This window comes from Streptomyces sp. NPDC088261, assembly GCF_044740805.1.
Lineage (GTDB): Bacteria > Actinomycetota > Actinomycetes > Streptomycetales > Streptomycetaceae > Streptomyces.
Map to the genome: position 1 here is coordinate 1 of NZ_JBIURL010000028.1, position 25,787 is coordinate 25,787.

Annotated in this window: 23 protein-coding genes and 1 riboswitch; of the genes, 14 read left to right on the forward strand and 9 right to left on the reverse strand. The window is 73.2% G+C overall.

Going from position 1 to position 25,787, the window contains the following annotated elements; translation table 11 throughout:
* Positions 1–56: 56 nt before the first annotated feature.
* The 3 genes from ACIODU_RS32515 to thiO form a co-directional block, all read right to left on the reverse strand.
* A complete protein-coding gene (locus ACIODU_RS32515; protein WP_356432058.1) occupies positions 57–854 on the reverse strand; it encodes a thiazole synthase in 798 nt (265 codons plus the stop codon).
* A gap of 2 nt (positions 855–856) precedes the next feature.
* Complete coding sequence (gene thiS, locus ACIODU_RS32520; protein ID WP_356432060.1) at positions 857–1,099, reverse strand: sulfur carrier protein ThiS; 243 nt, start codon at positions 1,097–1,099, stop codon at positions 857–859.
* Positions 1,096–2,292 (reverse strand): glycine oxidase ThiO, encoded by a 1,197-nt coding sequence (gene thiO, locus ACIODU_RS32525; RefSeq protein WP_401772555.1) that lies wholly within the window; start codon positions 2,290–2,292, stop codon positions 1,096–1,098. The genes thiS and thiO overlap by 4 nt, the downstream gene beginning before the upstream one ends.
* Positions 2,290–2,401: riboswitch (TPP riboswitch) on the reverse strand. Its footprint overlaps the gene before it by 3 nt.
* A 132-nt stretch (positions 2,402–2,533) precedes the next feature.
* On the opposite strand from thiO, the gene ACIODU_RS32530 reads away from it, so the two are divergent.
* The 5 genes from ACIODU_RS32530 to ACIODU_RS32550 all read left to right on the forward strand — a co-directional run bounded on the left by ACIODU_RS32530 (position 2,534) and on the right by ACIODU_RS32550 (position 7,017).
* On the forward strand, positions 2,534–3,754 hold the full coding sequence (locus ACIODU_RS32530) for an NAD(P)/FAD-dependent oxidoreductase (RefSeq protein WP_401772558.1): 1,221 nt from the start codon (positions 2,534–2,536) through the stop codon (positions 3,752–3,754).
* Positions 3,755–3,832: 78 nt separating this feature from the next.
* On the forward strand, positions 3,833–4,198 hold the full coding sequence (locus ACIODU_RS32535) for an Rv2175c family DNA-binding protein (RefSeq protein ID WP_161308845.1): 366 nt from the start codon (positions 3,833–3,835) through the stop codon (positions 4,196–4,198).
* A 121-nt stretch (positions 4,199–4,319) separates the two neighbouring features.
* Positions 4,320–4,982, forward strand: a complete 663-nt coding sequence (gene thiE / locus ACIODU_RS32540) for a thiamine phosphate synthase (RefSeq protein ID WP_401772561.1) — start codon at positions 4,320–4,322, stop codon at positions 4,980–4,982.
* A 121-nt stretch (positions 4,983–5,103) separates the two neighbouring features.
* Entirely contained in the window at positions 5,104–6,021 is a 918-nt protein-coding gene (gene metF, locus ACIODU_RS32545; protein ID WP_356432066.1) for a methylenetetrahydrofolate reductase [NAD(P)H], read from the forward strand.
* Positions 6,022–6,072: 51 nt separating this feature from the next.
* Complete coding sequence (locus tag ACIODU_RS32550) at positions 6,073–7,017, forward strand: hypothetical protein (RefSeq protein ID WP_401772564.1); 945 nt, start codon at positions 6,073–6,075, stop codon at positions 7,015–7,017.
* 43 nt (positions 7,018–7,060) lie between these two features.
* Here ACIODU_RS32550 and ACIODU_RS32555 read toward each other — a convergent pair whose 3' ends face one another.
* Positions 7,061–8,590 carry a phytoene desaturase family protein gene (locus ACIODU_RS32555; RefSeq protein ID WP_401772567.1) on the reverse strand — a complete coding sequence of 510 codons (1,530 nt, stop codon included), beginning with the start codon at positions 8,588–8,590 and terminating at the stop codon, positions 7,061–7,063.
* Between the two features lie 10 nt (positions 8,591–8,600).
* A complete protein-coding gene (locus ACIODU_RS32560) occupies positions 8,601–9,191 on the reverse strand; it encodes a DUF4126 domain-containing protein (RefSeq protein ID WP_401772570.1) in 591 nt (196 codons plus the stop codon).
* Positions 9,192–9,696: 505 nt separating this feature from the next.
* Between ACIODU_RS32560 and ACIODU_RS32565 the strand changes: the two genes are divergently transcribed.
* From ACIODU_RS32565 to ACIODU_RS32575, 3 genes are all read left to right on the forward strand, one after another.
* Positions 9,697–10,236 (forward strand): SAV_6107 family HEPN domain-containing protein, encoded by a 540-nt coding sequence (locus tag ACIODU_RS32565; RefSeq protein WP_401772571.1) that lies wholly within the window; start codon positions 9,697–9,699, stop codon positions 10,234–10,236.
* 93 nt (positions 10,237–10,329) lie between these two features.
* Positions 10,330–11,115 carry a methyltransferase gene (locus ACIODU_RS32570; protein WP_356432076.1) on the forward strand — a complete coding sequence of 262 codons (786 nt, stop codon included), beginning with the start codon at positions 10,330–10,332 and terminating at the stop codon, positions 11,113–11,115.
* A 309-nt stretch (positions 11,116–11,424) separates the two neighbouring features.
* The gene (locus ACIODU_RS32575) at positions 11,425–11,820 is read left to right on the forward strand and encodes a DUF3040 domain-containing protein (RefSeq protein WP_161307326.1); all 396 of its coding nucleotides are present in this window, start codon (positions 11,425–11,427) and stop codon (positions 11,818–11,820) included.
* 95 nt (positions 11,821–11,915) lie between these two features.
* On the opposite strand, the gene ACIODU_RS32580 is transcribed toward ACIODU_RS32575, so the two are convergent.
* The 4 genes from ACIODU_RS32580 to ACIODU_RS32595 form a co-directional block, all read right to left on the reverse strand.
* Positions 11,916–14,342: a DUF3488 and DUF4129 domain-containing transglutaminase family protein gene (locus ACIODU_RS32580; RefSeq protein ID WP_401772575.1), complete on the reverse strand. Its 2,427-nt coding sequence runs from the start codon at positions 14,340–14,342 to the stop codon at positions 11,916–11,918.
* Positions 14,339–15,706 carry a DUF58 domain-containing protein gene (locus ACIODU_RS32585; RefSeq protein WP_401772578.1) on the reverse strand — a complete coding sequence of 456 codons (1,368 nt, stop codon included), beginning with the start codon at positions 15,704–15,706 and terminating at the stop codon, positions 14,339–14,341. Before ACIODU_RS32585 ends, ACIODU_RS32580 begins: the two co-directional genes overlap by 4 nt.
* Complete coding sequence (locus ACIODU_RS32590; RefSeq protein ID WP_401772581.1) at positions 15,706–16,749, reverse strand: AAA family ATPase; 1,044 nt, start codon at positions 16,747–16,749, stop codon at positions 15,706–15,708. The genes ACIODU_RS32585 and ACIODU_RS32590 overlap by 1 nt, the downstream gene beginning before the upstream one ends.
* A 254-nt stretch (positions 16,750–17,003) precedes the next feature.
* Positions 17,004–17,567: a carbonic anhydrase gene (locus tag ACIODU_RS32595; RefSeq protein WP_356432084.1), complete on the reverse strand. Its 564-nt coding sequence runs from the start codon at positions 17,565–17,567 to the stop codon at positions 17,004–17,006.
* A 404-nt stretch (positions 17,568–17,971) separates the two neighbouring features.
* On the opposite strand from ACIODU_RS32595, the gene rsmH reads away from it, so the two are divergent.
* The 6 genes from rsmH to mraY are packed head-to-tail and all read left to right on the forward strand — an operon-like array spanning position 17,972 to position 25,761.
* On the forward strand, positions 17,972–18,928 hold the full coding sequence (gene rsmH, locus ACIODU_RS32600; RefSeq protein ID WP_401772584.1) for a 16S rRNA (cytosine(1402)-N(4))-methyltransferase RsmH: 957 nt from the start codon (positions 17,972–17,974) through the stop codon (positions 18,926–18,928).
* On the forward strand, positions 18,925–19,476 hold the full coding sequence (locus ACIODU_RS32605; protein ID WP_401772587.1) for a hypothetical protein: 552 nt from the start codon (positions 18,925–18,927) through the stop codon (positions 19,474–19,476). Before rsmH ends, ACIODU_RS32605 begins: the two co-directional genes overlap by 4 nt.
* A 4-nt stretch (positions 19,477–19,480) precedes the next feature.
* The gene (locus ACIODU_RS32610; protein ID WP_401772590.1) at positions 19,481–21,448 is read left to right on the forward strand and encodes a peptidoglycan D,D-transpeptidase FtsI family protein; all 1,968 of its coding nucleotides are present in this window, start codon (positions 19,481–19,483) and stop codon (positions 21,446–21,448) included.
* Between the two features lie 59 nt (positions 21,449–21,507).
* Positions 21,508–23,256, forward strand: coding sequence for a UDP-N-acetylmuramoyl-L-alanyl-D-glutamate--2,6-diaminopimelate ligase (locus ACIODU_RS32615; RefSeq protein WP_401772592.1), 1,749 nt, complete (start codon positions 21,508–21,510; stop codon positions 23,254–23,256).
* Positions 23,257–23,260: 4 nt separating this feature from the next.
* Entirely contained in the window at positions 23,261–24,694 is a 1,434-nt protein-coding gene (gene murF, locus ACIODU_RS32620; RefSeq protein ID WP_401772595.1) for a UDP-N-acetylmuramoyl-tripeptide--D-alanyl-D-alanine ligase, read from the forward strand.
* The gene (gene mraY, locus ACIODU_RS32625) at positions 24,691–25,761 is read left to right on the forward strand and encodes a phospho-N-acetylmuramoyl-pentapeptide-transferase (RefSeq protein ID WP_161312926.1); all 1,071 of its coding nucleotides are present in this window, start codon (positions 24,691–24,693) and stop codon (positions 25,759–25,761) included. The genes murF and mraY overlap by 4 nt, the downstream gene beginning before the upstream one ends.
* Positions 25,762–25,787: the final 26 nt, after the last annotated feature.

A 25,787-nucleotide genomic window follows, 5' to 3' on the forward strand; every position in this document is an offset into this window, starting at 1 on the left:
AGCGCGAGGACACATGAGACGCCGCGCCCACCACCGGGGCGCACACGCCCCACCGCCTAGGTGAACGCCGGGCGTTCCGGGTCGAGGGTGGGGGCGCCCTCCGTAGGGGACGACGCGTGGGCGAAGTGGCGGCGAGGGATCCGGCCCGCGCGGAACGCCAACCGCCCCCCCGCCACCGCATACCGCATCGCCGACGCCATCAGCTCCGGCTCCCGCGCCCGCGTCACCGCAGACGCGAGCATCACCGCCGCGCACCCCAGCTCCATCGCCAGCGAAGCGTCCGACGCCGTGCCCGCCCCCGCGTCCAGGATCACCGGGACGTTCGCGTGCTCCACGATCAGCTGGAAGTTGTGCGGGTTGCGGATGCCCAGGCCCGACCCGATCGGCGACCCCAGCGGCATGATCGCCGCGCACCCCACGTCCTCCAGCTTGCGCGCCAGGACCGGGTCGTCGTTCGTGTACGGCAGGACCGTGAAGCCGTCGTCGACCAGCGTCTCCGCCGCGTCGAGCAGCTCGATCGGGTCGGGCAGCAGCGTGCGCTCGTCCGCGACGACCTCCAGTTTGACCCAGTCCGTGCCCAGCGCCTCCCGGGCGAGCCGCGCGGTCAGGACCGCCTCCCCGGCGGTGAAGCACCCCGCCGTGTTGGGCAGGGCCCGGATCCCCAGGGATTCGAGGACGGAGAGCACGGACCCCTGCACGGTGGGGTCGAGCCGCCGCATCGCGACGGTGGTGAGTTCGGTGCCCGACGCGATCAGGGACCTGCGCAGGACGTCGAGGCTGGGCGCACCCCCCGTACCCATGATCAGGCGCGAGTCGAGGACGGTGTCACCGATGACGAGCCGGTCGTCGGCCATGGTCAGCCTCCCTGGACGGCGGTGAGGACTTCCACCCGGTCGCCGTCGCGCAGGAGCGTGCCGGACCAGCGGGAGCGCGGGACGACCGTCTCGTTGACGGCGGCGGCGACACCCGAGGGCGCGGGGGTCAGCGTCGCGACCAGCACGTCGAGCGTGGTGCCCGCGCCGATCGCGCGGGGCTCGCCGTTCACGGAGACGGAGAGGGCGGGGGCGGGGGTCGCGGAGACGTTCGCGGTGTCGGTCATGCGGGCTGCTCCTGACGTACCGGGGCGGGGGAGAAGCGGCGGGGGGTGAAGGGGCGCGCGACCTCGGGGAGTTCGCCGGTGGTCAGCACGTCGGCCATCGCGTCCCCGGTGACGGGGGTGAGGAGGACCCCGTTGCGGTAGTGGCCGGTGGCCAGGTGGAGGCCGGGGAGGGCGGTGGGCCCGAGGAGGGGCGCGTTGTCGGGCGACGCGGGCCGCAGCCCGGCGCGCGCCTCGGCGAAGGGCAGTTCGGTGATGCCCGGCACCAACTCGTGCGCGTCGCGGAGCAGTTCGTACACCCCGCCCGCCGTGACCGTGGTGTCCCAGCCCTGCTCCTCGCTGGTCGCGCCGACGACGAGTTCGCCGTTCTCGCGCGGCACGAGATAGACGTCGCTGCCGCGCACGACGGCCCGGACGGACCGGGACAGGAACGGCGCGTACGGCCGGGGCACCGTGAGCCGCAGGACCTGGCCCTTCACGGGCCGTACCGGCGGTACGACGTCGGTCGGCAGGCCCGCCAGCCGCCCGCTGAGACTCCCGCCCGCCAGGACGGTCTGGTCGGCGGAGAGCGCGCGGCCGTCGGCCAGGACGACGCCGGTGGCCCGGTCCCGTACGACGGTGAGGCGGTCCGCGAACGCGCGGTGGAAGACCACCCCGGCCCGTTCGCAGGCCGTGACCAGGGCCGCCGCGAGCCGGCGGGGATCGATCTGGTGGTCGCCGTCGACCCGCAGGCCCCCGCGTACGCCGGGCGCGAGCATCGGCTCCAGCCGCCGGCACTCGCGGCCCGAGAGCCACTCCGAGGAGAGCCCGGACCGCCGCTGGAAGCCGTGCAGTTCGCGCAGGTGCGCGCGGTCGTCGGCGTCGAGGGCCACGGCGAGCGTGCCGCACGTGCGGTAGCCGGTGTCCCGGCCGCTCGCCGCCTCCAGTTCGGCGACGAAGGCGGGGTAGCGCTCGGCGGAGGCGAGGTTGAGACCGAGCAGCGTCTCCTCGCCGTAGTGGAGTTCGGTGACGGCGGCGAGCATGCCCGCCGCGACCTGCGCGGCCCCGCCGCCCGGCTCGGGGTCGGCGACGGCGGTACGGAGTCCGCGCTGCGCGGCCCGCCACGCCGTGACCAGGCCGATGATGCCGCCTCCGACGACGAGGACGTCGGAGGAGGTGTTGATGTCGGGGTGCTGACCCGTATGGGACGACTGCATGGGCGTCCAGCCCCTCCCTTCGCCGGCATGACCCGGATCAGGTTCGTACGGTCGGAGGCCGTCAGCCTCCCTCTCAGCCCGGTGCGTCCGGGCTCCCGCGAGGTAGTGTCAACGGCCAGACTAACGCCCCGTCCTCCGCCGGGTAAGGGAGCAATCACCGTGGCCGGCTCGCGGGAGGGCGGCGGGACGAGTGGTGGCGGAGCTGACCCCCGACGGCCCGTCCGTTCTCTAAGGTGATCGGGTGAGCGAGCAGCGGACACACCCGGAAGAGCGGAATGTCGTCATCGTCGGGGCCGGGATGGCGGGGGTGCAGACCGCGGTCGCCCTGCGCGAGGGCGGCTTCCGCGACCGGATCACGCTGATTGGCGCGGAGCCGCATCCGCCGTACGACCGGCCGCCGCTCTCCAAGGCGGTCCTGCTCGGCCAGGCGGACGGGTCGTCCTTCGACCTCGACTTCGCGGCGCTCTCCGTCGACCTGCGGCTCGGCCTCGCCGTGACCGGGCTGCGGCCGGACGTACGGGAGATCGACACGGCGGACGGTCCCGTGCCGTACGACGTGCTGGTCGTCGCGACCGGCGCGGAGCCGGTCAGGCTGCCCGGTACGGAGGACGTCCCCGGCGTCCATCTGCTGCGCACGCTGGACGACGCCGAGCGGCTGCGGCCCGTGCTGGCGCGGCAGGACGAGGTGGTGGTCGTGGGCGCGGGCTGGATCGGCGCGGAGTTCGCGACGGCGGCGCGCGAGGCGGGGTGCGCGGTGACGGTCGTGGAGGCCGCGGACCGGCCGCTGGCGGGGGTCCTCCCGGCGGAGGTGGCCGCGCCGATGGCGGGGTGGTACGCGGAGAGCGGCGCCGTACTGCTGACCGGCGCGCGCGTGGCGTCCGTCGAGCCCGGCGCGGTGGTCCTCGCGGACGGCCGGCGGCTGCCGGCGGACGCGGTGGTCGTGGGCGTCGGGGCGCGGCCCGCGACGGGATGGCTGGCGGGCTCGGGCGTGGAGCTGGGCCCGGACGGTTCCGTCACGGCGGACGAACGGCTCGGGACGTCGCTGCCCGGGGTGTACGCGGTGGGCGACTGCGCGTCCTTCCCCTCGGCCCGGTACGGTGCGCGGCTGCTCGTCCATCACTGGGACAACGCGCTCCAGGGCCCCCGTACCGTCGCCGCCCGGATCATCGGGGAGACCGAGGGCGTCTACGACCCGGTGCCGTACTTCTGGTCGGAGCAGTTCGGCCGGTTCGTGCAGTACGCGGGCCACCACGCGGCCGCCGACACCCTGGTGTGGCGCGGCGACCCGGCGGAGGCGGCCTGGTCGGTGGCGTGGCTGCGGGAGGGCGCGCTGGTGGCCCTGCTGGCGGTGGGCCGCCCCCGGGACCTGGCCCAGGCGAGGAAACTGCTGGACACCCCCACCCGCCTGGACCCCCGGCGGGTGGGGGATCCCGCGATCCCGCTGAAGAAGGCCGTTCTCTGAGCGGCCGGGGACGCGTCCGCCGCCCGGCCGGGGCAACCCAACTACCGTCCGCCCGTCCGGGATGGCACGCTTGTCCTCGTGACCGAGATTGACGCAAAGATCGATGCTCTCGTCCCTGCCTGGCTCCACCTGCCCGATATCGCCGAATTGTTCGATGTCGAGGTGACGCGGGTGCGGCAGCTGGTGAAGGAAGGCCAGCTGATCGCCGTCCGCCGCGGGGAGAACCGCGCGCTCCAGGTGCCCGCCGCCTTCATCGACGGCGGCAAGGTCGTCAAGGGTCTCGCCGGGACCCTGACGCTTCTGAGGGACGACGGCTGGACCGACGAAGAGATGCTGGAGTGGCTCTTCACCTCCGACCCCACCCTGCCGGGCACGCCCGCGCAGGCGCTCAGCGAGAATCGCGGCACGGAGGTGAAGCGCCGGGCTCAGGCGCTCGCCGTCTGAACCGGCCGCCGTACCGCTCGTACCGGCCGAACCACATCACCGCACGCGGCGTGCGGCGGTACGGCACCGCCCCCGCGGTCCCGTACCGCCGGCCGCCGCGGAACCGACGGGGGGATCCTTCGTGCCCACAGACGTGACCGCGGCGCGCGCCGCGCTGTCCGACGCCCGGCTCTACCTCTGCACGGACGCCCGCAGGAAGCAGGGAGACCTCCCCGACTTCCTCGACGCCGTGCTGGCGTCCGGCGTGGACGTCGTGCAGCTGCGCGACAAGGGCATGGAGGCGGCCGAGGAGCTGGAACACCTCCAGGTCTTCGCCGAGGCGAGCCGGCGCCACGGCGTCCTGCTGGCGGTGAACGACCGCGCCGACGTGGCCCACGCCATCGGTTCCGACGTGCTGCACCTGGGCCAGGGGGACCTCCCGGTCCCCGCCGCCCGCGCGATCCTCGGCGCGGCGCCTCTGATCGGCAGGTCCACCCACGCGGAGGCGGAGGTCGACGCGGCGGTGGCGGAGCCGGGCGTGGACTACTTCTGTACGGGTCCGTGCTGGCCCACCCCGACCAAGCCGGGCCGCCACGCGCCCGGCCTCGACCTCGTGCGGTACGCGGCCGCCCTGGCCACCGACCGCCCCTGGTTCGCGATCGGCGGCATCGACGCGGGCACCCTCGACCAGGTGCTGGACGCGGGCGCCCGCCGGGTGGTCGTCGTACGGGCGATCACCGAGGCCGACGACCCGGCGGCGGCCACGGCCTCGCTCGCGAAGCGGGTGCGCGAGCGCTCCCGCTGACCGGCGGCCCGTCCCCGCGCGCGGCCTCCCGGGTGTCCGAGGCGTGGACCGGGGACCGGCAAACCGGTCAAATGTCCCCGGTTCGCTTGGGGGACGCCCACACCCTCGATAACCTGCACGTATGGCCTTCGGTACACCTTCGACCAGAACAGATCACGCACCGACCGTGCGCGATCTGCTCGCCGCGGGCGAGACCACCTATTCGTTCGAGTTCTGGGCGCCCAAGACGGAGAAGGGCGAGCGGAACCTCTGGAACGCGCTGCGCCGGGTCGAGGCGGTGGCCCCCAGCTTCGTGTCGGTGACGTACGGCGCGGGCGGCTCCACCCGGGCCGGCACGGTCAGGGCCACCGAGCAGATCGCCGCCGACACCACCCTCACCCCGGTCGCCCATCTCACCGCCGTCGGCCAGTCCGTCGCCGAACTGCGCAACATGATCGGGCAGTACGCCGACGCCGGGATCCGCAACATCCTCGCCGTACGGGGCGATCCGCCCGGCGACCCCATGGGCGAGTGGGTCAAGCACCCGCAGGGCGTGCGGTACGCGGCGGAACTGGTGCGCCTCATCAAGGAGTCGGGGGACTTCTGCGTCGGGGTCGCGGCCTTCCCGGAGATGCACCCGCGGTCGTCGGACTGGGCCACGGACATCCGCCACTTCGTGGACAAGTGCCGGGCCGGCGCCGACTACGCGATCACGCAGATGTTCTTCGAACCTGACGGATATCTCCACCTTCGTGACCGGGTCGAGTCCGCCGGGTGCGCAACTCCGATCATTCCGGAAATCATGCCGGTCACGAGCGTGCGGATGCTGGAGCGACTGCCCCAGCTCAGCACCGCGGCCGTGCCGGCCGGGCTGAAAGAGCGGATCCTCGCCGTCAAGGACGATCCGGCCGCTGTACGCTCCATTGGCATCGAGTTCGCGACGGAGTTCTGCGCGGGACTGCTCGCCGAGGGTGTCCCCGGACTGCACTTCATTACACTCAACAACTCCACGGCGACGCTCGAAATCTACGAGAATCTCGGACTGCGCGAGCAGTCGTGACCGGCCGCAGCCGCCCTGTCCCGGGGTGGCGGCCGCAGGAGAGGGGCGGGCATGGGCTGGACGGTCCTCTACATCGCGTTCGGAATCGTGGCGCTGTGGCTGCTGGGTGAGGTGCTGCTCCAGTACAAGGCGCGGCTGCGCTGGCGACTGCTCGCCTTCACCGGGTTCATGGGTGTGGTGCTGGGTGTCCTGATGCCGTCCGTCTTCGTCATCGCGCTCGGCGCGATCGCGTTCGCCGTCGGGCAGGCGTACGTGACGCTCTCCTTCCGTCGCGGCTTCTCCACCGGCTGGGCGCTGGGCGGCAGCCCGGGAGCCAGCCGCCGGCGCAAGGCGGTCGGCGGGGGCGAGCAGGAGCCCACGCTCCAGGTCTCGGACCTGGAGTACGAACCGGCCATGGCCGGGCCCGCGAGGGACGTGCCGATCGACGCCGCGATGACGGCGACGATGGGGGCGGTGTACGAACCGCAGCCGCTCCCCGACGACACCGGCCAGTACGGCGTCTACAAGGACGACCAGGCGCAGCAGAACCCGTACGGCGAGGCGTTCGACGCCTTCGCCGGGTACGGACAGGCCGCGCCCGGGCAGCCGTACGCGGCGCAGGACCCGTACGCCGACCCGAACGCGTACGGCACCGGCCAGGGCGTCTACGCGGCGCAGGACACCGGCCAGGGAGCTCAGGGTGCCGGGCAGGACACCTACGCGCAGTACGGCTACGGCACCGACCAGCCGTACGCGGCCTACTCCGACCCGTACATCGGCACGGCCGACGGCGGCGGGCAGCAGCAGGGCGCGTACGACAACTACGGCGGCCAGCAGCAGTACGCCGACCCCTACGCCGCCCAGCAGCAGTACAGCGCCGACACCCCGCCCGGCGGGGTGTGGGTCCCGCAGCAGCGCGAGGGCGACCACCAGGTCCCGCCGATGCCGCAGGAACAGCCGCACGACTACGGCTACGACCCCGGCTACAACAACAACGAGCAGCAGTACCGGTACTGACCGGCCGGCAGAGGCAGCGGTAGAGGTACCGGTACGGAACCGGCTACCGCGAGCCGCGGAAGTCCGCCCCCTCCACGATCAGCCCGGCGACCAGCGCCCCGGACATCCCCGCGTGCGCGAGGCCGCCCCCGGGATGCGCCCAGCCGCCCGCCCGGTAAAGCCCGGCCAACGCGGTGCTGTTCGCCGGATACAGGAAGTGCCCGTCCGCCCCGGCCAGCGCGGGCGCCGGCACCGCGCCGCCCGCCGCCCCCGTCTCCTCCGCCGTGTCGGCGGGCGTCCGTGTCTCACGCCACTCCACCCGCCCCGCCAGCCCGGGCACGGCCGCCTCCGCCGCCGAGACCAGCACGTCGGCGTACCGCTCCCGCAGGGCGGCGTCCGTCCAGTCGACCGGGCCCTGCGCGGCGACGGTCGCCGTGACCGTCACCGCCTCGTGGTCCGCGTCGGGGCGCGTCGCCGGGTCGTCGGGACGCAGCACCGTGACCGTGGGCCGGGCCGCCGGGCGCCCGGCGAAGAGGTCGGCCGCCTCGGCGGCGCCGTCGGGGGAGTGCACCACCGTCCGGTGCGCGGCGTCCCCGGGCCGCCCGCCCCGCAGCGCCAGCAGTACGGTGAACCGGCCGGGCGCCGAGGCGGCGTCGCGGCCCCCCGGTTGAAGGTCCCGCCCCTCCGGCCGTACGTCGCCCGCCTCCCGTACCTCCCGCCCGGCGAGCGGACCGGGTGCGACACCCGCCACCACCCGGTCGGCCGCCACGACCGTGCCGTCCGCCAACTCCACGCCCGTGGCCGCGCCGTCCTTCTCCACGATCCTCGTCACTCCGGCGCCGAAGACGAACTCCACCCGGCGCGCCAGGCACCGTTCGTACACCGCCCGGGCCAACTCCCGTATCCCGCCGCCCACATACCAGCTGCCGAAGGTCTGCTCCAGATACGGGAGCACGGCCGCGCTCGCCGGGGCGCGGCGCGGATCGAGGCCGTACGACAGCGCGTACCCGTCCAGCAGGGCGGCGAGGCGGGGATCCGCCAGCTCCCAGGCGCCGATCTCCGCGACCGTCCCCGCCCGGCGCGCGCCGCGCAGCAGCCGTCTGTGCCGTACGGCCGGATACGGCTCGCGCCCGAGCGGCCCCCGGTCGGGCGGCAACGGCTCCTCCAACAGCGGCCGCCTGGACCGGTCCCAGGTGTCCCTGGCCCGTCCGAGGAACGCCCCCCAGCGCTCCCCGGCGCCCGCGCCCAGCGCCGCGTCCAGGGCTGCCACGACCCCGCCCCGGGACGCGTCGGGCAGCAGGACGTCCGTACCGTCCGCGAAGACGTGCCGGGCGGCCGGGTCCACCTGCCGCAGCTCGACGCACGCCTCCAGCGGCTCCTTGCCGGTCTTGACGAACAGGTCGCGGTAGACCGCCGGGAGGTGCAGCAGCCCCGGCCCCGTGTCGAAGACGAAGCCCGCGCGCGCGAACCGGCCCACCGACCCGCCGTACGTCGCCGCGCGTTCGTACACCGTCACCCGGTGGCCCGCCACGGCCAGCCGGGCGGCCGCCGCCATGGCGCCCATGCCCGCGCCGATCACCACAATCCGTGCCATGCCAGGGACTTTATCCGGGGTCACTGACAACGCGGCCCCGCGCCCTGCGCCGCAGGAAACGGCGGATCCGGGAGGCCAGGAAGACCACCGTCACCACGCCCAGCACCAGCAGCGTGGCGGCGATCGAGGCGGCGGCGACCGGATGGAAGAGCGCGAACGTGATGATCCCGGCGACGCCCAGGTCCTCCAGCGTGCTCAGGACGATGTTGCTGAACGGCTCGGGGGAGGTGTTCACCGCCATCCGCGTCCCGGCCTTCACGAGATGGCTGACCAGCGCGGTGGAGCCGCCGACCGCGCCCGCCGCCAGGTCGGGCAGCGAACCGCTCTGACCGGCGAGCAACGCCCCGACCACCGCGCCCGACACGGGCCTGATCACCGTGTGCACGGCGTCCCAGACGGAGTCGACGTACGGGATCTTGTCGGCGACGGCCTCGCAGAGGAAGAGCAGGCCGGCGGCTATCAGCACGTCGGTGCGCTGGAGCGGGGCGGGCACGTCGTCGGTCAGCCCGGTGGCGCCGAACACGCCGAACAGCAGGACCACCGCGTAGGCGTTGATCCCGCTGGCCCAGCCGCTGGTGAAGACGAGGGGGAGTACGGACACGGACGCGATCGTAGCCACGGCGGGGCCGCCGCGGGATGGGGAGGGGAACCCGGTTCTGAGTACGGCTACTCAGCGCGCGAGTTGAGTAGGCGCGCGGATGGGCCGCCCCCGGCGCGGAGGGGAGAGTGGGGACCACGGAAGGGGCGCGGCGCCGGCACCGCCGGCACGGGGCTGCGGAACGGTGCCGCACCTCTGAGGCGGCAGGGGGGACGGGGGACAGGGGGAGCTGGACAGGGGGGACGGGGGAAACGGGGGAGGTACGGGGGGACGGGGGAGGTACGGGGGAACGCGCCGGTTCGGCGGGGCTCAGGAGGCTGAGTCCGCCGGACCGGCGCGCTCGTGTGTCCGGGGAGCTCGGCCCGGGACAGGTGCCCGGCGGGGCGAAAAACCTCGCCCGCCCCTGTGTACGCGGCAACGTCGCAGGTCAGAGGTGATTGTCAGTGGCGTACTCCACGATGAACACATACGGCCACAGAGCCGTCACACGAGGACAGGAGGTTCCGCCATGGCCAGCTCCCATTCCGGTGCCGCACGTCGGCGCCCCACGGGTGGCCCTGCCCCCTCACTGACCGGACCACCGAGCGACGTCCACCCCGTCCTGCGAAGGGCCACGGCCCCGCCGGCCGCCCTCGACCTCCTGTCCAAGGCCCGCGACGGCCTGGACGAGGCCGCGACGCTGGACACTCCGAACGAGCGCTACGCCACCGCCCACCTCGCCGCCCTGCGCACCGCGGCCGCCGTCCTCGCCGCCCGGGGCCGCCCGGACACCACCCCGCCGCGCCGCCGCAGGATCAGGACCGCCTGGGAAGTGCTCCCCGAGATCGCGCCCGAACTGTCCGAGTGGAGCGCCCTGTTCGCCTCCGGAGCCGCGCGCCGGGCGCGCGCCGAGGCGGGCATACGGGGCGCGGCGAGCAGCCGCGACGCCGACGACCTCCTGCGGGACGTGGCCATGTTCCTGCGCCTGGTGGAGCGGATGCTGGTGCTCGCGCCGGTCCTGCCCCAGCCCCGGGCGGAGTTACCGGGACAAGGGGACGCCGTGGGGTGAGGGCCGGGGGCGGCCGAGGCAATAGGGTGGGCGGAGCCCGCACCGTCCACGCCCCGCCGCCCGGGGCGGCACCGCGCCGAGGAGTCAACTGCCGTGTCGGACCCTTCCCCTGTCTTCGGTGGGGAGACGCCATCGCGCCCCCGGGGCTCCCTGCGCACCGCCGTGGTCTGGGAAGTCCTCAAGGAGGCCCTGGAGCACCGGGCCAAGGCCGCCGGGACGGACGTCCTGGACGTGCTCGACACCGGCGGGGGCACGGGCAACTTCGCCGTGCCCGTCGCCCGCCTCGGCCACCGGGTGACCGTGGTCGACCCGAGTCCGAACGCGCTCTTCGCGCTGGAGCGCCGGGCGGACGAGGCCGGGGTGGCCGACCGGGTCCACGGTGTGCAGGGTGACATCCACGGACTCTTCGACGTGGTCGACCGGGCCGGCTTCGACGCGGTGCTCTGCCACGGCGTCCTGGAGTACGTGGACGACCCGGCCGACGGCGTACGGACCGTGTCGGACGCGCTGCGCCCGGCCGGCGCCCTCAGCCTGCTCGCGGCCGGGCTCGGCGGCGCCGTGCTCGCCAGGGCGCTCGCCGGGCACTTCACCGAGGCCAGGCAGGCGCTCACCGACCCGGCGGGCCGCTGGGGCGAGGGCGATCCGGTACCCCGGCGCTTCACCGCCGAACAGCTGACGGATCTGGTCGGCGGCGCGGGCCTGCGGGTCGGTGCCGTACACGGCGTGCGGGTCTTCGCGGACCTCGTGCCGGGCGGCCTGGTGGACACGCAGCCGGGGGCGCTGGAGGCGCTGCTGCGGCTGGAGACGGCCGCCGCCGAACTGCCCGCCTTCCACGCCGTCGCCACGCAGCTGCACGTCCTGGGCGAGAAGCGGAGCTGAGCCCCGGGGCCCTCCGGCCTCCCCGGAGGACCCCGCGAGGGGCTGATCGTGTGGCTGATCAGCGATGCAGCCGCGCATGCAGTGCGTCACTGCACCCCCGTGAAAGCGCCTGGCGCCGTATGATCGGTGTACACCATCCGGCATGACGGATCGATGGTTGGGGAATCAACGCCTCAGCGGTTGAAACGGCATGGCGGCCCGGATTGGCGAAATGGCGTTGAGGGCGGGTTTCACGGGGGCCGATTCCCTGCCTATCCTTGAAGGGGCCGCATCCGGTCGCCCCCCGCGACCGACGACTAGGAGGACTCCGTGCCGCTCTCGGAGCACGAGCAGCGAATGCTCGAGCAAATGGAGCGAGCGCTGTACGCCGAAGATCCCAAGTTCGCGACAGCGCTTGAGGGAAGCGGGCTGCGTACATACACCCGACGACGGGTCTATCAGGCAGTCGCAGGCTTCCTGGTGGGTATCGCGCTCCTCATGGCCGGAATGGTCGCTCAGCAGATCTGGATCAGCGTGGTGGGGTTCCTCGTCATGCTCGGCTGTGCGGTCCTGGCGGTCACCGGCTGGCGGAAGGCGCCCAAACCGGGCGAGCAACCGGCTGCCGGCGGCGGTGCTCCCGGCCGACGACAACCACGACAGCGCCGCTCGATGATGAACCGCATCGAGCAGCGGTGGCAGCGCCGCCGCGACGAACAGGGCCAGTGAGTCCCTGAGGTTCTTCACGAAGGACATGAAGGAGGGGCGAACGCGCGACGCGTTCGCCCCTCCTTCATGTCCGCGGTCGCCGTGACCCGCCCCCCTCAGCCCCCCTGGCGGGACGGCCGGCGGCGGATCGTGTCCGCCCAGCGGGACGGGTGGAGGCGGTGTGCCGTCCACCGTTCCGTGAGAACCGACCACCGCTCCGAGAGCGCCCACATCACCCGAATGGAGGAGCGCGGAGCGAGGAGCGCACGCAGCCGGGCCGCGCGCCCCGCCGGGGCGCGAAGGCCCTCGTGCACCAGCCGGACGTCCTCGGCCAGCCCCGTACCCGGCCGGGGTACCGGCGCGTACAGCACCTGTTCCACCGCGTCCGCGAGCCGGTGCACGGCCTGCGCCGCCGCCGGCTCCAGGTGTCCCTCCCGCACGATCCGCTCGGCCGCCTTCCGGGGCGTCCGCGAATCGTCCGGCGCGATGCCGTAGTCCCACGCCGTATCGGTGATTTCACGCCACGCTGCGAGCGTCCGTGCGGTGAGGTCCGCTTCCGTACGGCCCCCGGAGCCCAGCCGCCGGGCGCGCACCCTCTGCCGTCGCAGCAGGGGCAGCAGCGGCAGCAGGAGGAGCACCACGACGGCCAGCACAAGACCGGCCAGGCCCAACCCCGACCACCAGGGGCTCTCCGGGTCGTCCGGGGTCGCCGCGGCGCCCGGGGCGACCGTGCCGCAGCCGTCCAGCCGCCGCGCCTGCGCGTCGCAGCTCTGCGAGGCCGACGGCTCCGCGGAGGGCGCGGCCGAGGTCGTGGCGTCGGGCAGCTGCGGGTCGCTCGCGCTGCCCGAGGGGGCCTCGGGGCGGGTGTAGTCGGGGGTGCTGCCCCGGCTCGGCGTCGGCTCGAAGCGCGTCCACCCCACGCCCTCGAAGTACAGCTCGGGCCAGGCGTGCGCGTCGCGCAGCCCCACGGACACGCTCCCGTCCGGCTGGGCCGTACCGGGAGTGAAGCCCACCGCGACCCGCGCCGGGATCCCGAGCGTGCGGGCCATCGCGGCCATGGTGAAGGAGAAGTGGACGCAGAAGCCTTCCTTGTTCTTCAGGAAGCGCGTGATCGCGGTGACGCCGGTGCCCGAGTCGACCTGGACGTCGTAGGTGAACCCGCCGTCCACGGCGAACCAGTCCTGGAGCTTGACGGCCCGCTCGTAGTCGTTGGCCGACCCCGCCGTGACCTTCTCCGCGGTCTCCTTGACCACGGCCGGCAGGCTGCGCGGGACCTGCGTGTACTCCCGGCGCAGCGCCGGAGGGGCCGGGGGCGCCGCGGCGAGCTGCTCACGGGTCGGGTCGACCAGCAGACTGCTGACCTCGTACCGCTCGCCCCGCGTCGACTGGCCGTTTTCGCCCACCAGCGTCCGGCCCGTGGGTTCGTACCGCCACCGTCCGTCGATGTCGACCTTCGTCGCCGGATAGGGCATCGGCAGATAGTCCTGCCGGTACCAGGGGGCGGCGGAGATGCTGGTGGTGACCTCGGTGGTACGGACGTCCGAGTTCAGCCCCTGTGGCGTCGGGAACTCGTCGGGGACGTCCTCGATGCTGCGCTGCGAGAACCGCCAGGACGTGCCGTCGAACTTGTCCAGCGCCATGATCCGCAGATACATGTTCTGGGTGTCGGGCGCGTTCGTCCGGTAGCTCAGCGCCTCGCGGTCCTCGGGCTGGTTCAGATTGTCCTGGAGCGACACCAGCGGGTTCACCGCCGAGATGGTGCCTCCGCCGCCCGGTCCCGAACCGGACCCGCCGCCGGTGCCGGCCAGCAGGCCGCCGTCGAGGGCGGGCAGCGCCAGCGGGACCACCAGGGCCACCCCGAGCGCGACGACGCCGATCCTGCGTCCGGTACGGATCGGTGGCGGCGCTCCCGCGCCGTCGCCGCCGGGCAGCCGCCCGGCCCGCGGGGTGCCGCCGAACACCCGGCCCCACTGGGACAGCCGGTCCCGGCCCTCGGCCAGGAGCAGCAGCAGATAGCCGCAGGCGGCCAGCAGGAACCACCAGGCCCCGCCCGCCCCGCCGGAGAGCCCGGCCGCCACCGAGTACAGCGCCAGCAGCGGCAGCCCGGCCGGGGCCGCGCTGCGGAACGTCACCGCGAGGGCGTCCACGGCCAGCCCGATGACGACCACCCCGCCGATGAGCATCAGCTTGATGCCGTCGGTCGCCGGGGCCGGTATCGCGAACCGCCCCACGTCGTCGCCGCCCGCGCTCAGCAGGTCGCCGAAGCGGGCGACGGCGTCCGGGGTCGGCAGGATGCCGAGGAACGCCTGCCGGCCGGCGAAGACCACCGTCAGCATCAGCAGGGTCACCAGCGCCTGGAGCGCCACGGTCAGCGCCCGCGCCAGCGGCACCCGCCGGCCCAGCGCGCCCGTGCCGCTGACGATCGCGACCATGACGGCGGCCTGGAGCATCCACGTGGCCGGTTCGACCAGCGGCAGCAGCGCGCCCGCCGCCATCAGCGTGGCGGCGAAGGCGCACAGCGCCAGCCTTCCGCGACCGCTCATGACCATCCTCCGGAGAAGCCGTTCGAACCGCCGGTGACGGTCGATTCCACCCGCTGGCGCGCCGCTTGGTGCCACAGGTCGGACAACGCCGTCCCCGAGGGCACCAGGAGGGCGGTCCAGCCGGCCTCCCGCAGCTGCCGCAGCCGCTTCCCGACCTGGTCGGGGTTGGCGACTCCGGGCGCGCCCTGCGCCCAGCCGGAGCTGTCGAGGACAAACGCGACGGCCGCGCCGCTGCGCTGCCGCATCCGGGCCGCGATGGCGGCCTGCTCCTCGTCCAGATCGCCGAAGAAGGCCAGCAGCAGCCCCTCGGTGCTGCCGCGCAGCACGTCGTACGCGCGCGAGAGGCCCGCCCCGTCGGAGTGGTCGACGATCGCGAGCGTGTCCATCATCAGGCCCGCCGAGTCGGCGGACCCCTGGGTCGCCCCGGCGAAGCCGTCGGCCCCCTCGCCCGGCACCGAACTGCCGGTGTCGGTCAGCAGCCGTACGGCGAAGCCCCGTTCCAGCATGTGCACCAGGGCGGAGGCGGCGCCCGACACCGCCCACTCGAACGCCGAGTCGGGCCCGGCGCCCTGGTAGCCGACCCGCCGGGTGTCCAGCAGCACCGTGCACCTGGCCCGCTGGGGCGTCTCCTCCCTGCGGACCATCAGCTCGCCGTAGCGGGCCGTGGAGCGCCAGTGCACCCGGCGCAGGTCGTCGCCGTGCCGGTAGCCGCGCGGGATGACGTCGTCCTCCCCGGCCAGGGCCTGCGAGCGGTTCCGCCCGTCGCCCAGCCCCGCCGCCTCGCCCGCGAGCCGGACCGCCGGCAGCGGTTCGGTACGGGGGATGACGGTCAGGGTGTCGTACGCGCTGAACGAGCGGGTCAGCTCGCACATCCCGAACGGGTCGCTCAGCCGCAGCTGGAGCGGCCCGAGCGGATACCGTCCGCGCAGGTCGGAGCGGACCCGGTAGGACACCTCACGCCGGCCGCCCGCCTCCACCCGGTCCAGTACGAACCGGGGGCGCGGGCCGAGCACGTACGGCACGTGGTCCTGGAGCATCAGCAGCCCCGTGGGCCCCCGCGACACGTTGTCCATCCGCAGGTGCACCCGCGCCTCCGAGCCCGCGGGCACCCGGGAGGGCGACAGCCGCCGGCTGCCGGCGACGCGGTAGCGCGTGCGGTACAGCACCGCCACGCAGATCAGCGGCAGCACGGCGAGGAGCAGTCCCACCCGCAGCAGGTCCGACTGCCCGAGGACGTAGGCGCACACGGCGGCGGCGATCCCGGCGGCGAAGAACGACCGCCCGCGCGTCGTCAGCCCGGACAGCGCGGCCCGCAGGCCGCCCCCGTCGTCGGCGTCCGGGGCGTCGGTCCCCCCGGGTCCCATCACAGCCGCCGTGCGCCGGGCTGCTGGCCGTAGAGCGGGCCGCCCGGCACCGCGCGCGCTCCCGCGGCCAGGCCGCCGTCCGCGGTGGGCACGGGCGTGCGCTGAAGGATCTCCAGCACGACCTGCTCGGCGGTACGGCGGTTCAACTGCGCCTGGGCGGTGGGCAGCAGACGGTGCGCCAGCACCGCCACCGCCAGCGCCTGCACGTCGTCCGGCAGCGCGTAGTCCCGGCCGCTCAGGGCGGCCGAGGCCTTCGCCGCCCGCAGCAGGTGGAGCGTGGCGCGCGGCGAGGCGCCGAGTCTGAGGTCCGGGTGGTTACGGGTCGCGCCGACCAGCTCCACCGCGTACCGCCGCACGGAGTCGGCGACATGCACGCCGCGCACCGCGTCGATCAGCTTCACGATGTCGTGCGCGTGCGCCACCGGCTGGAGGTCGTCCAGGGGCGAGACCCCGCCGTGCACGTCCAGCATCTGCAACTCGGCCTCCGCGCTGGGGTAGCCGATCGACACCCGGGCCATGAAGCGGTCGCGCTGCGCCTCGGGGAGCGGGTACGTGCCTTCCATCTCCACCGGGTTCTGGGTGGCGACCACCATGAACGGGCTGGGCAGTTCGTACGAATGCCCGTCGATGGTGACCTGGCGCTCCTCCATCGACTCCAGCAGCGCCGACTGGGTCTTCGGGGAGGCGCGGTTGATCTCGTCGCCGATCACGATCTGCGCGAAGATCGCCCCCGGTTTGAATTCGAATTCCCGCCGCTGCTGGTCGTAGATGGACACCCCGGTGATGTCCGACGGCAGCAGGTCGGGAGTGAACTGGATACGCCGCACCGAACAGTCGATGGAGCGCGCGAGCGCCTTCGCGAGCATCGTCTTGCCCACGCCGGGGACATCCTCGATCAGAAGATGCCCCTCGGCGAGGAGCACGGTCAGCGAAAGCCGTACGACCTCAGGCTTGCCCTCGATCACACCTTCCACCGATGCGCGCACACGCTCCGCTGTGGTGGTCAGATCAGTGAGGCTCGCTCGATCGTCATAGGTCGTCACCCGGCCCTCCTCGGCCCGTTCATACGGGCCGGCGCTCATCAGACGGCCCGGCCCACCTCGAAATACGGACGCCGCCCCCGGAAGGTTCCGGTGCGCCGTCACACACGCATTCTTGTTGCCGTTACCGCTTCGTGTCACTCGCCTGTGGATAAGTGGGTGGGATACGTCGGCTTTGCCGTGATTGAGGGCCGGGGTGACGACAGTTGGAGGGTCGGCCGGAGATCGGACGGTGGCCGGTCGGCCGCCGGGAAGCGCTAGTCGGAGGTCTCGATCTCCCGCAGGAGACCCGTCTTCACGTCGAAGACAAAGCCGCGGATGTCGTCCGTGTGCACCAGGAACGGTGAGGTACGGACCCGCCGCATCGACTGCCGTACATCCTGGTCGACATCGCGGAACGACTCGACCGCCCAGGACGGCCGCTGGCCGACCTCGATCTCCAGGTCGTGCCGGAACTCCTCGGTGAGGCTCTCCAGGCCGCAGCCGGTGTGGTGGATGAGGACGACGCTACGCGTACCGAGCGCCCGCTGGCTGATGGTCAGGGAGCGGATGACGTCGTCGGTGACCACGCCTCCCGCGTTGCGGATGGTGTGGCAGTCGCCGAGCGCGAGGCCCAGCGCTCCGTGCAGGTCGAGCCGGGCGTCCATGCAGGCGACCACGGCGACGCGCAGCACGGGGCGGGCGTCCATGCCGGGGTCGGTGAACGCGTCGGCGTAGCGCTGGTTGGCGTCGATGAGCCGGTCGGTGACCGTCCCGCCGGTGCGGGCCGCGCCGGCGGGAGCCACGGTGGGCTCTGCGGGGAGGTGTGCGGAAGTCGACATACGTAAGACGGTAATGGTCACAGCCCGTCGAAGCCCGCCCCAAGACAGAACAAAGAGCGTCAACATGGCTGGATGTGAGCTACTCCACATGGGCGGGTCGCGGTCGTCCGATGGGGTGATCCGCGGTGTTTGTGGCGCTGTGGTGAGTGGCCCGCGCGACGCGCCAGCCGGTTGATTGACCGGAAGGGCGAGTGGACTAAAGTGACGCGAAGTTCACGGACACCTTCCGCAGACTTCCGAAGACATCCCGATTTCCCCCGCGTGTGCGGCGTACGTGCGGCTCGGCCTCCTCCCGCCGGCTCGGCCGGGGCCGCCGACGCCCTTCCGGCGCCGGCGGACCTCCCCCTCCCGGGCGGGCGGGACCCGGCCGTACGTACCGGCCGCGCCGGATCTGAGAGGGGCGCATGAACCAGGCCCGACACGTACCGGTGATGCTCCAGCGGTGCCTGGACCTGCTGGCCCCCGCCCTCGACCGCCCCGGCGCCGTCGTCGTCGACGGCACCCTGGGCCTCGGCGGCCACAGCGAGGCGCTGCTCACGGCGTTCCCGGAGGTCCGGCTGGTCGCGCTCGACCGCGACAAGGAAGCCCTCCGGCTCTCCGGCGAGCGGCTCGCCCCGTACGGCGACCGCGCCACGCTCGTCCACGCCGTCTCCCACGAACTCCCCGAGGTCCTGGACCGGCTGGGCATCCCCAGGGTCCACGGGGTTCTTTTCGACCTCGGCGTCTCCTCCATGCAGCTGGACGAGGCCGAGCGCGGCTTCGCGTACGCCCACGACGCCCCGCTCGACATGCGGATGGACCAGTCCGCCGGCATCAGCGCCGCCGAGGTCCTCAACACCTATCCGCCGGGTGAGCTGGTACGGATCCTGCGCGCGTACGGCGAGGAGAAGCAGGCCAGGCGCATCGTCTCCGCCGTCGTCAGGGAACGCGAGAAGGAACCCTTCACCAAGAGCGCCCGGCTCGTCGCCCTGATCCGCGACGCCCTGCCCCAGGCGGCCATGCGCACCGGAGGCAATCCGGCCAAGCGCACGTTCCAGGCCCTGCGCATCGAGGTCAACGGCGAGCTCTCCGCACTGGAGTCCTCCCTGCCCGCCGCCGTCCGGGCCCTCGCCGTCGGCGGCCGCATCGCCGTCCTCTCCTACCAGTCGCTGGAGGACCGGGTCGTCAAACAGGTCTTCGCGGCGGGCGCCGCCACCACCGCGCCCCCCGGACTGCCCGTCGTCCCCGAGCGCTACCAGCCCCGCCTCAAGCTCCTCACCCGGGGCGCCGAACTCCCCACGGAGGAGGAGATCGCCGACAACCGGCGCTCCGCCTCCGCCCGGCTGCGGGGGGCGGAGAGGATCCGGGAGGACGTGTCGTGAGCGGACCGGCCAAGCAGTTGAAGGGGCGCGCCGCACGGCTCGCCCGGATGATGCCCGCCGGGGCCACCTCCGCGGCCCGTACCCCCTTCGTCCTGCTGGTCGTCCTGCTCCTCGGCGGCGGCCTGATCGCCCTGCTGCTCCTCAACTCCTCCCTCAACGAGGGCTCGTTCCGGCTCAGCGAGCTGAAGAAACAGACCACCGACCTCACCGACGAGCAGCAGGCGCTGCAACGGGACGTCGACGACCACTCCGCGCCCGACGCCCTCGGCCGCCGGGCCCGCGAACTGGGCATGGTCCCGGGCGGCAGCCCCGCCTTCCTCAACCCGGACGGAACCGTCCGCGGCGTCCCCGAACGGGCCGAGGCGCTGCCTCCCGTACCGCCCCCCGTGCTGGAACAGCCCGCGCCCGCGAGCCCGCCCCCCGGCTCCACCGTGCCCGTACCGGCGCCGAACGCCGCCGCGTCGGACCCGTCCGCCACCCCCGCCCCCACGGCCTCCGCGCCCGTGCCCACCCCCGGCGCCCCCGACCCGACGACCTCCGGCAGGTGACGCAGTGCCCCCCAAGGAACCACCGCACCGCCGGGTCCCCGGCCCCGCCGGGAACCGGAACGCCACGCGCCCCCGGACCCCCGGCCACCCCGCCCCGCCCCGCCGCCGCCCCGGCGCCCCCGGCGCCCGCCCGCCCCACCGGATCAGACTCGGCAACCCCCGCCCCCGGCTGCGCCTGGTCAGCCTCGGCCTCACCCTCGTGATGCTCGTGTTCGTCGTACGGCTCCTCCAGGTGCAGGCCGTCGACGCCCGCGCGTACGCCGCCAAGGCGGAGAAGAGCCGCTACCTCAGCCACACCCTGGAGGCGGAGCGCGGCGAGATCACCGACCGCTCCGGGATCGCCCTCGCCGACAGCGTCGACGCCTACGACATCACCGCAGACCCGCTGATGTTCACCCCCGACTCCACCCGGGTCCCCGACGCCCCCGAGCAGGCCGCCGCGCTCCTCGCCCCGATCCTCGGCGTCGACACCGGCGACCTGATCACCAAGCTCAAGACCCCCAAGTCCCGCTACGCCGTGCTGGCCCGCCGCCAGACCCCGCAGGTCTGGAACCAGATCAAGGACCTCAAGAGCGTCCTCGCCAGCAAGGCGAGCAAGGCCAACCAGGGTGTGCCCCCGAAGCAGGCCAGGAGCAGCGTGCTGGCCGGTGTCTTCCAGGAGGCCAGCAGCAAACGGGTCTACCCCAACGGCGATCTCGCCGCCGGGATACTGGGCTACGTCAACGCCGCCGGCCACGGCGCCGGCGGGGTCGAGTCCATGCTGGACAAGGAGCTGGCGGGCGAGGACGGACAGGTCACCTTCGCCCAGTCCGGCGGGCACCGTGTGCCCACCGCGACCTCCCGGGAGAAGCCCGCCGTGCCCGGCTCCGACATCGAGCTGACCATCGACCGGGACATCCAGTGGGCCGCCCAGCAGGCCATCGCCGACCAGGTCCAGAAGTCCAAGGCCGACCGCGGCTACGTGGTGGTCCAGAACACCAGGACCGGGGAGGTGCTGGCCATGGCCAACGCCCCCGGCTTTGACCCGAACGACTTCTCCGAGGCCAACGCGGCCGACCTGGGCAACGCCGCGCTCCAGGACGCGTACGAACCCGGCTCCACCGCCAAGATCATGTCGATGGCCGCCGTACTGGAAGAGGGCGTCGCCACCCCGCTGACCCACGTCGTCGTCCCCAACCGGCTGCACCGCGGCGACCGGCTCTTCAAGGACGACATCGACCACCCCACCTGGAACCTGACCCTCAACGGCGTCCTCGCCAAGTCCAGCAACATCGGCACGATCCTGGCGACCGGACAGCTCGGCGCGACCCAGCAGAAGGCCAACCAGGTCCTCTACTCGTACCTGGACAAGTTCGGCATCGGCCGGCCCACCGGGCTGCACTACCCCGGCGAGACCCAGGGCATCCTCGCGAAGCCGCAGGACTGGTCGACCTCGCAGCAGTTCACCATCCCCTTCGGCCAGGGACTCTCCCTGAACGCCATGCAGGCCGCGTCGGTCTACTCGACCATCGCCAACGGCGGCGTACGGACCGAGCCCACCCTGATCCGCGGCACGAAGGGCCCCGACGGCCGCTTCACCCCGGCCCCCGCCCCCAAGAAGACCCGGGTCGTCAGCGAGAAGACCGCCAGGACCGTCGCGACCATGCTGGAGTCGGTCGTCGGCAACGAGGAAGGCACCGGCACCAAGGCCCGCATCCCCGGCTACCGCGTCGCGGGCAAGACGGGTACGGCCAACCGGGTCGATCCCGAGCTGGGCCGCTACAAGGGCTACACCGCCTCCTTCGCGGGCTTCGCGCCCTCGGACGACCCGCGGATCACCGTCTACTGCGCCATCCAGAACCCGACCACGGGCAGCTACTTCGGCGGCCAGATCTGCGGACCCATCTACAAGAAGGTCATGGAGTTCGCACTCAAGACCTTGCAGGTCGAACCGACCGGAACCGCCCCCGCCCGACTGCCGGTCACCTTCTAGACGGGCCGGCCCACAGCCGGCCCGTCGCCGTCCGGCGCGTGACCCCAGGGAAAGCCCCAGTGACAACCATCACCCCCGATTCCGGGAACCGCCCCACCCCTCCCGACGGCCCCGGCGGCACGGGCCGCTCACTTGGCCCGCGCCCCTCCGGGCCCGGTACGCTCACCGCCGTGCCACACGCTGATCAGTACAGAACCGCCCCCGAGGACGCCCCTGTGAACCAGCCGGGGGCGCCCCGTCCGGACCGGGTCCGGCCCACCTCCCTCGCCGAGCTCGCCGTCCGGCTGGGCGCCGAGACCCCGGGCGCCTCCCCGGGCCCCGGGGAGACGACGGGCATCACCCACGACTCCCGGGCGGTACGGCCCGGCGACGTGTACGCGGCCCTCCCCGGCGCCCGCGTCCACGGCGCCGGCTTCGCCGCCCAGGCGGCGGGACTGGGCGCCGCCGCGATCCTGACCGACCCCGCCGGGGCCGAACGGGCCGCGGCCACCGGACTGCCCGTCCTGGTCGTCCCCGACCCCCGGGGCCGGATGGGCGAGCTGGCCGCCGAGATCTACGGGCGGCCCGGCGAGGACCTCCTCCAGATCGGCATCACCGGCACCTCGGGCAAGACCACCACGGCCTACCTGGTCGAGGGCGGACTGCGCGCGGCGGGCCACCGTACCGGCCTGATCGGCACCGTCGAGATGCGCGTCGACGACGAACGCATCAAGTCCGAGCGCACCACCCCCGAGGCCACCGACCTCCAGGCGCTCTTCGCCGTCATGCGGGAACGCGGCGTCGGGTCGGTCGCCATGGAGGTCTCCAGCCACGCCCTGGTCCTCGGCCGGGTCGACGGCTGCGTCTTCGACGTGGCGGTGTTCAACAACCTCAGCCCGGAGCACATGGAGTTCCACTCCGGCATGGAGGACTACTTCCAGGCCAAGGCCCAGCTGTTCACCCCCCGGCGCAGCCGCCTCGGCGTCGTGAACCTGGACGACGCGTACGGCCGGCGCCTCGTCACGGAGGCGACCGTACCGGTCACCACCTTCTCCGCCGAGGGCCGCCAGGACGCCGACTGGCGCGCCGAGGACGTCGAGACCGGCGCCCAGGGCTCCACCTTCACCGCCGTCGGCCCCCGGGGGCAGCGGGTACGGGCCGCCGCGCCGCTGCCGGGACCGTTCAACGTCGCCAACACCCTCGCGGCGATCGCCACCCTGGCGCTGGCCGGGATCGACCCGCAGACCGCCGCCGACGGCGTCGCCGCCGTCCCCGGGGTGCCGGGACGGCTGGAGCGCGTGGACGCGGGACAGCCGTACCTCGCCGTCGTCGACTACGCGCACAAGACGGACGCCGTCGAATCGGTCCTGCGCTCCCTGCGCAAGGTCACCAAGGGCAAGGTGCACCTCGTCCTCGGCTGCGGCGGCGACCGCGACGAGACCAAGCGCGGGCCGATGGGCGCCGCCGCCGCCCGGCTCGCCGACACCGCCGTCCTGACCTCCGACAACCCCCGCTCCGAGGACCCCCTCGCGATCCTCGCGGCCATGCTCGCGGGCGCCGTCGGCGTCCCCGCCGCCGAGCGCGGCGACGTCCTGGTCGACGCCGACCGGGCCTCCGCCATCGCCACCGCGGTCTCCCGCGCCCGGGCCGACGACACGGTGCTGATCGCCGGCAAGGGCCACGAGCAGGGCCAGGACATCGCCGGAGTGGTACGCCCCTTCGACGACCGCCTGGTCCTGCGCGACGCCCTCGAACGCTCCCTCGGCCACGCGCCGGGCCGCGCCCCCGCCGGCGACGAGCCCCGCCCCGAGCACAACAGTCAGGGATGACCCCGTGATCGCCCTCTCCCTCAGCGAGATCGCCGCCCTCGTCGGCGGGCAGTCGCACGACATACCGGATCCGGCGGTCCGGGTCACCGGACCCGTCGTCATCGACTCCCGCGCCGTGGAGAAGGGCAGCCTCTTCGCCGCCTTCGCCGGCGAGCGGGTCGACGGCCACGACTACGCGCGGGGCGCCGTCGAGGAGGGTGCGGTGGCCGTCCTGGCCACCCGCCCCCTCCCGGGCGTCCCCGTGATCGTCGTCGACGACGTCGTCCAGGCCCTCGGCGCCCTCGCCCGCGCCGTCGTCGAACGCCTCGGCGCCACCACCGTCGCGCTCACCGGCTCCGCCGGCAAGACCAGCACCAAGGACCTCATCGCCCAGCTGCTCCGTACGAAGGGACCCACGGTCTGGCCGGCCGGGAACCTGAACAACGAGATCGGCGTCCCGCTGACCGCCCTGCGCGCCGTCGAGGACACCCGCTACCTCGTCCTGGAGATGGGCGCCCGGTACCTCGGGGACATCCGCTACCTCACCGGACTCGTCCCGCCCCGGATCGGCCTCGTCCTCAACGTCGGCACCGCGCACATCGGTGAGTTCGGCGGACGCGAGCAGATCGCCGAGGCGAAGGGCGAGATGGTCGAGTCCCTGCCGTCCGGCGCCGACGGCGGGGTGGCCGTCCTCAACGCCGACGACCCCCTCGTCCGCGCCATGAAATCCCGTACCGAAGCACGCGTGGTCCTCTTCGGCGAGGCAGACGAAGCAGACGTACGGGCAGAGAACGTGCGCCTCACCGCCACCGGACAGCCCGCGTTCCGCCTTCGAACACCCTCCGGGTGCAGGGACGTGACGCTGCGGCTGTACGGTGAGCACCACGTGTCGAACGCGCTCGCCGCGGCCGCCGTCGCCCATGAGTTGGGCATGTCCGTCGACGAGATCGCCGAAGCGCTCTCCGAGGCGGGAACCCTCTCCCGCTGGCGTATGGAGGTCACCGAGCGCGCGGACGGCGTGACGATCGTCAACGACGCCTACAACGCGAACCCCGAATCCATGAGAGCCGCGCTCCGTGCGCTGGCCGCCATGGGCGGTGCCTCACGGACCGAGGGGGGGCGTACCTGGGCGGTGCTCGGCCCGATGGCCGAGCTCGGGGACGAATCGCTCGCCGAGCACGACGCGGTCGGACGGCTCGCCGTCCGGCTCAACGTCAGCAAGCTCGTGGCGGTCGGGGGCAGGGAAGCGTCCTGGCTGCGACTGGGCGCTTACAACGAGGGTTCGTGGGGTGAGGAGTCGGTGCACGTGTCCGACGCACAGGCGGCGGTCGATCTGTTGCGCAGTGAACTGCGTCCGGGAGACGTCGTGCTGGTGAAGGCTTCCAGGTCGGCAGGTCTTGAGAGGGTCGCCCTGGCACTCCTCGAGAGCACCACCGAGGGCGAGGTCTCCGGCCGATGAGGCAGATCCTCTTCGCGGGAGCCATCGGGCTCTTCCTGACCCTGATCGGCACACCGCTGCTGATCAAGCTCCTGGCCCGCAAGGGATACGGGCAGTTCATCCGGGACGACGGCCCGCGCAGCCACGGCAGCAAGAAGGGCACGCCCACCATGGGCGGCATCGCCTTCATCCTGGCCACGCTGATCGCCTACGCGCTGGCGAAGGTGATCACCGGCGAGAACCCCACCTTCTCGGGTGTGCTGGTCCTGTTCCTGATGGCGGGCATGGGACTGGTCGGGTTCCTCGACGACTACATCAAGATCGTGAAGCAGCGGTCGCTGGGCCTGCGGGCCAAGGCCAAGATGGCGGGCCAGCTGATCGTCGGCATCGCCTTCGCGGTGCTCTCGCTCCAGTTCGCCGATACCCAGGGACTCACCCCGGCCTCCACCAGGCTGTCGTTCGTCACGGACTTCGGCTGGTCGATCGGCCCGGTGCTGTTCGTGGTCTGGGCGCTGTTCATGATTCTCGCGATGTCCAACGGCGTGAACCTGACGGACGGTCTGGACGGCCTGGCCACCGGCGCGTCCGTGATGGTCTTCGGCGCGTACACGTTCATCGGGCTCTGGCAGTTCCAGGAGTCCTGTGCCAACGCGGTGACGCTGACCAACCCCAACGCCTGTTTCGAGGTACGGGACCCCCTGGACCTCGCGGTCGTCGCCTCCGCCCTGATGGGCTCGTGCTTCGGCTTCCTGTGGTGGAACACCTCACCCGCCAAGATCTTCATGGGGGACACCGGGTCGCTCGCGCTCGGCGGCGCCCTCGCGGGCCTCGCGATCTGCTCCCGTACGGAGTTCCTGATCGCGCTCCTCGGCGGCCTCTTCGTCCTGATCACGATGTCCGTCGTGATCCAGGTCGGCTCCTTCAAGATGACCCGCAAGCGGGTCTTCCGCATGGCTCCCCTCCAGCACCACTTCGAACTGAAGGGGTGGTCCGAGGTCCTTGTCGTGGTGCGGTTCTGGATCATCCAGGGCATGTGCGTGATCGTGGGCCTCGGCCTCTTCTACGCGGGCTGGGCGGCGGACAAGTGATCCGGTCCGACAAGTGATCCGGACGG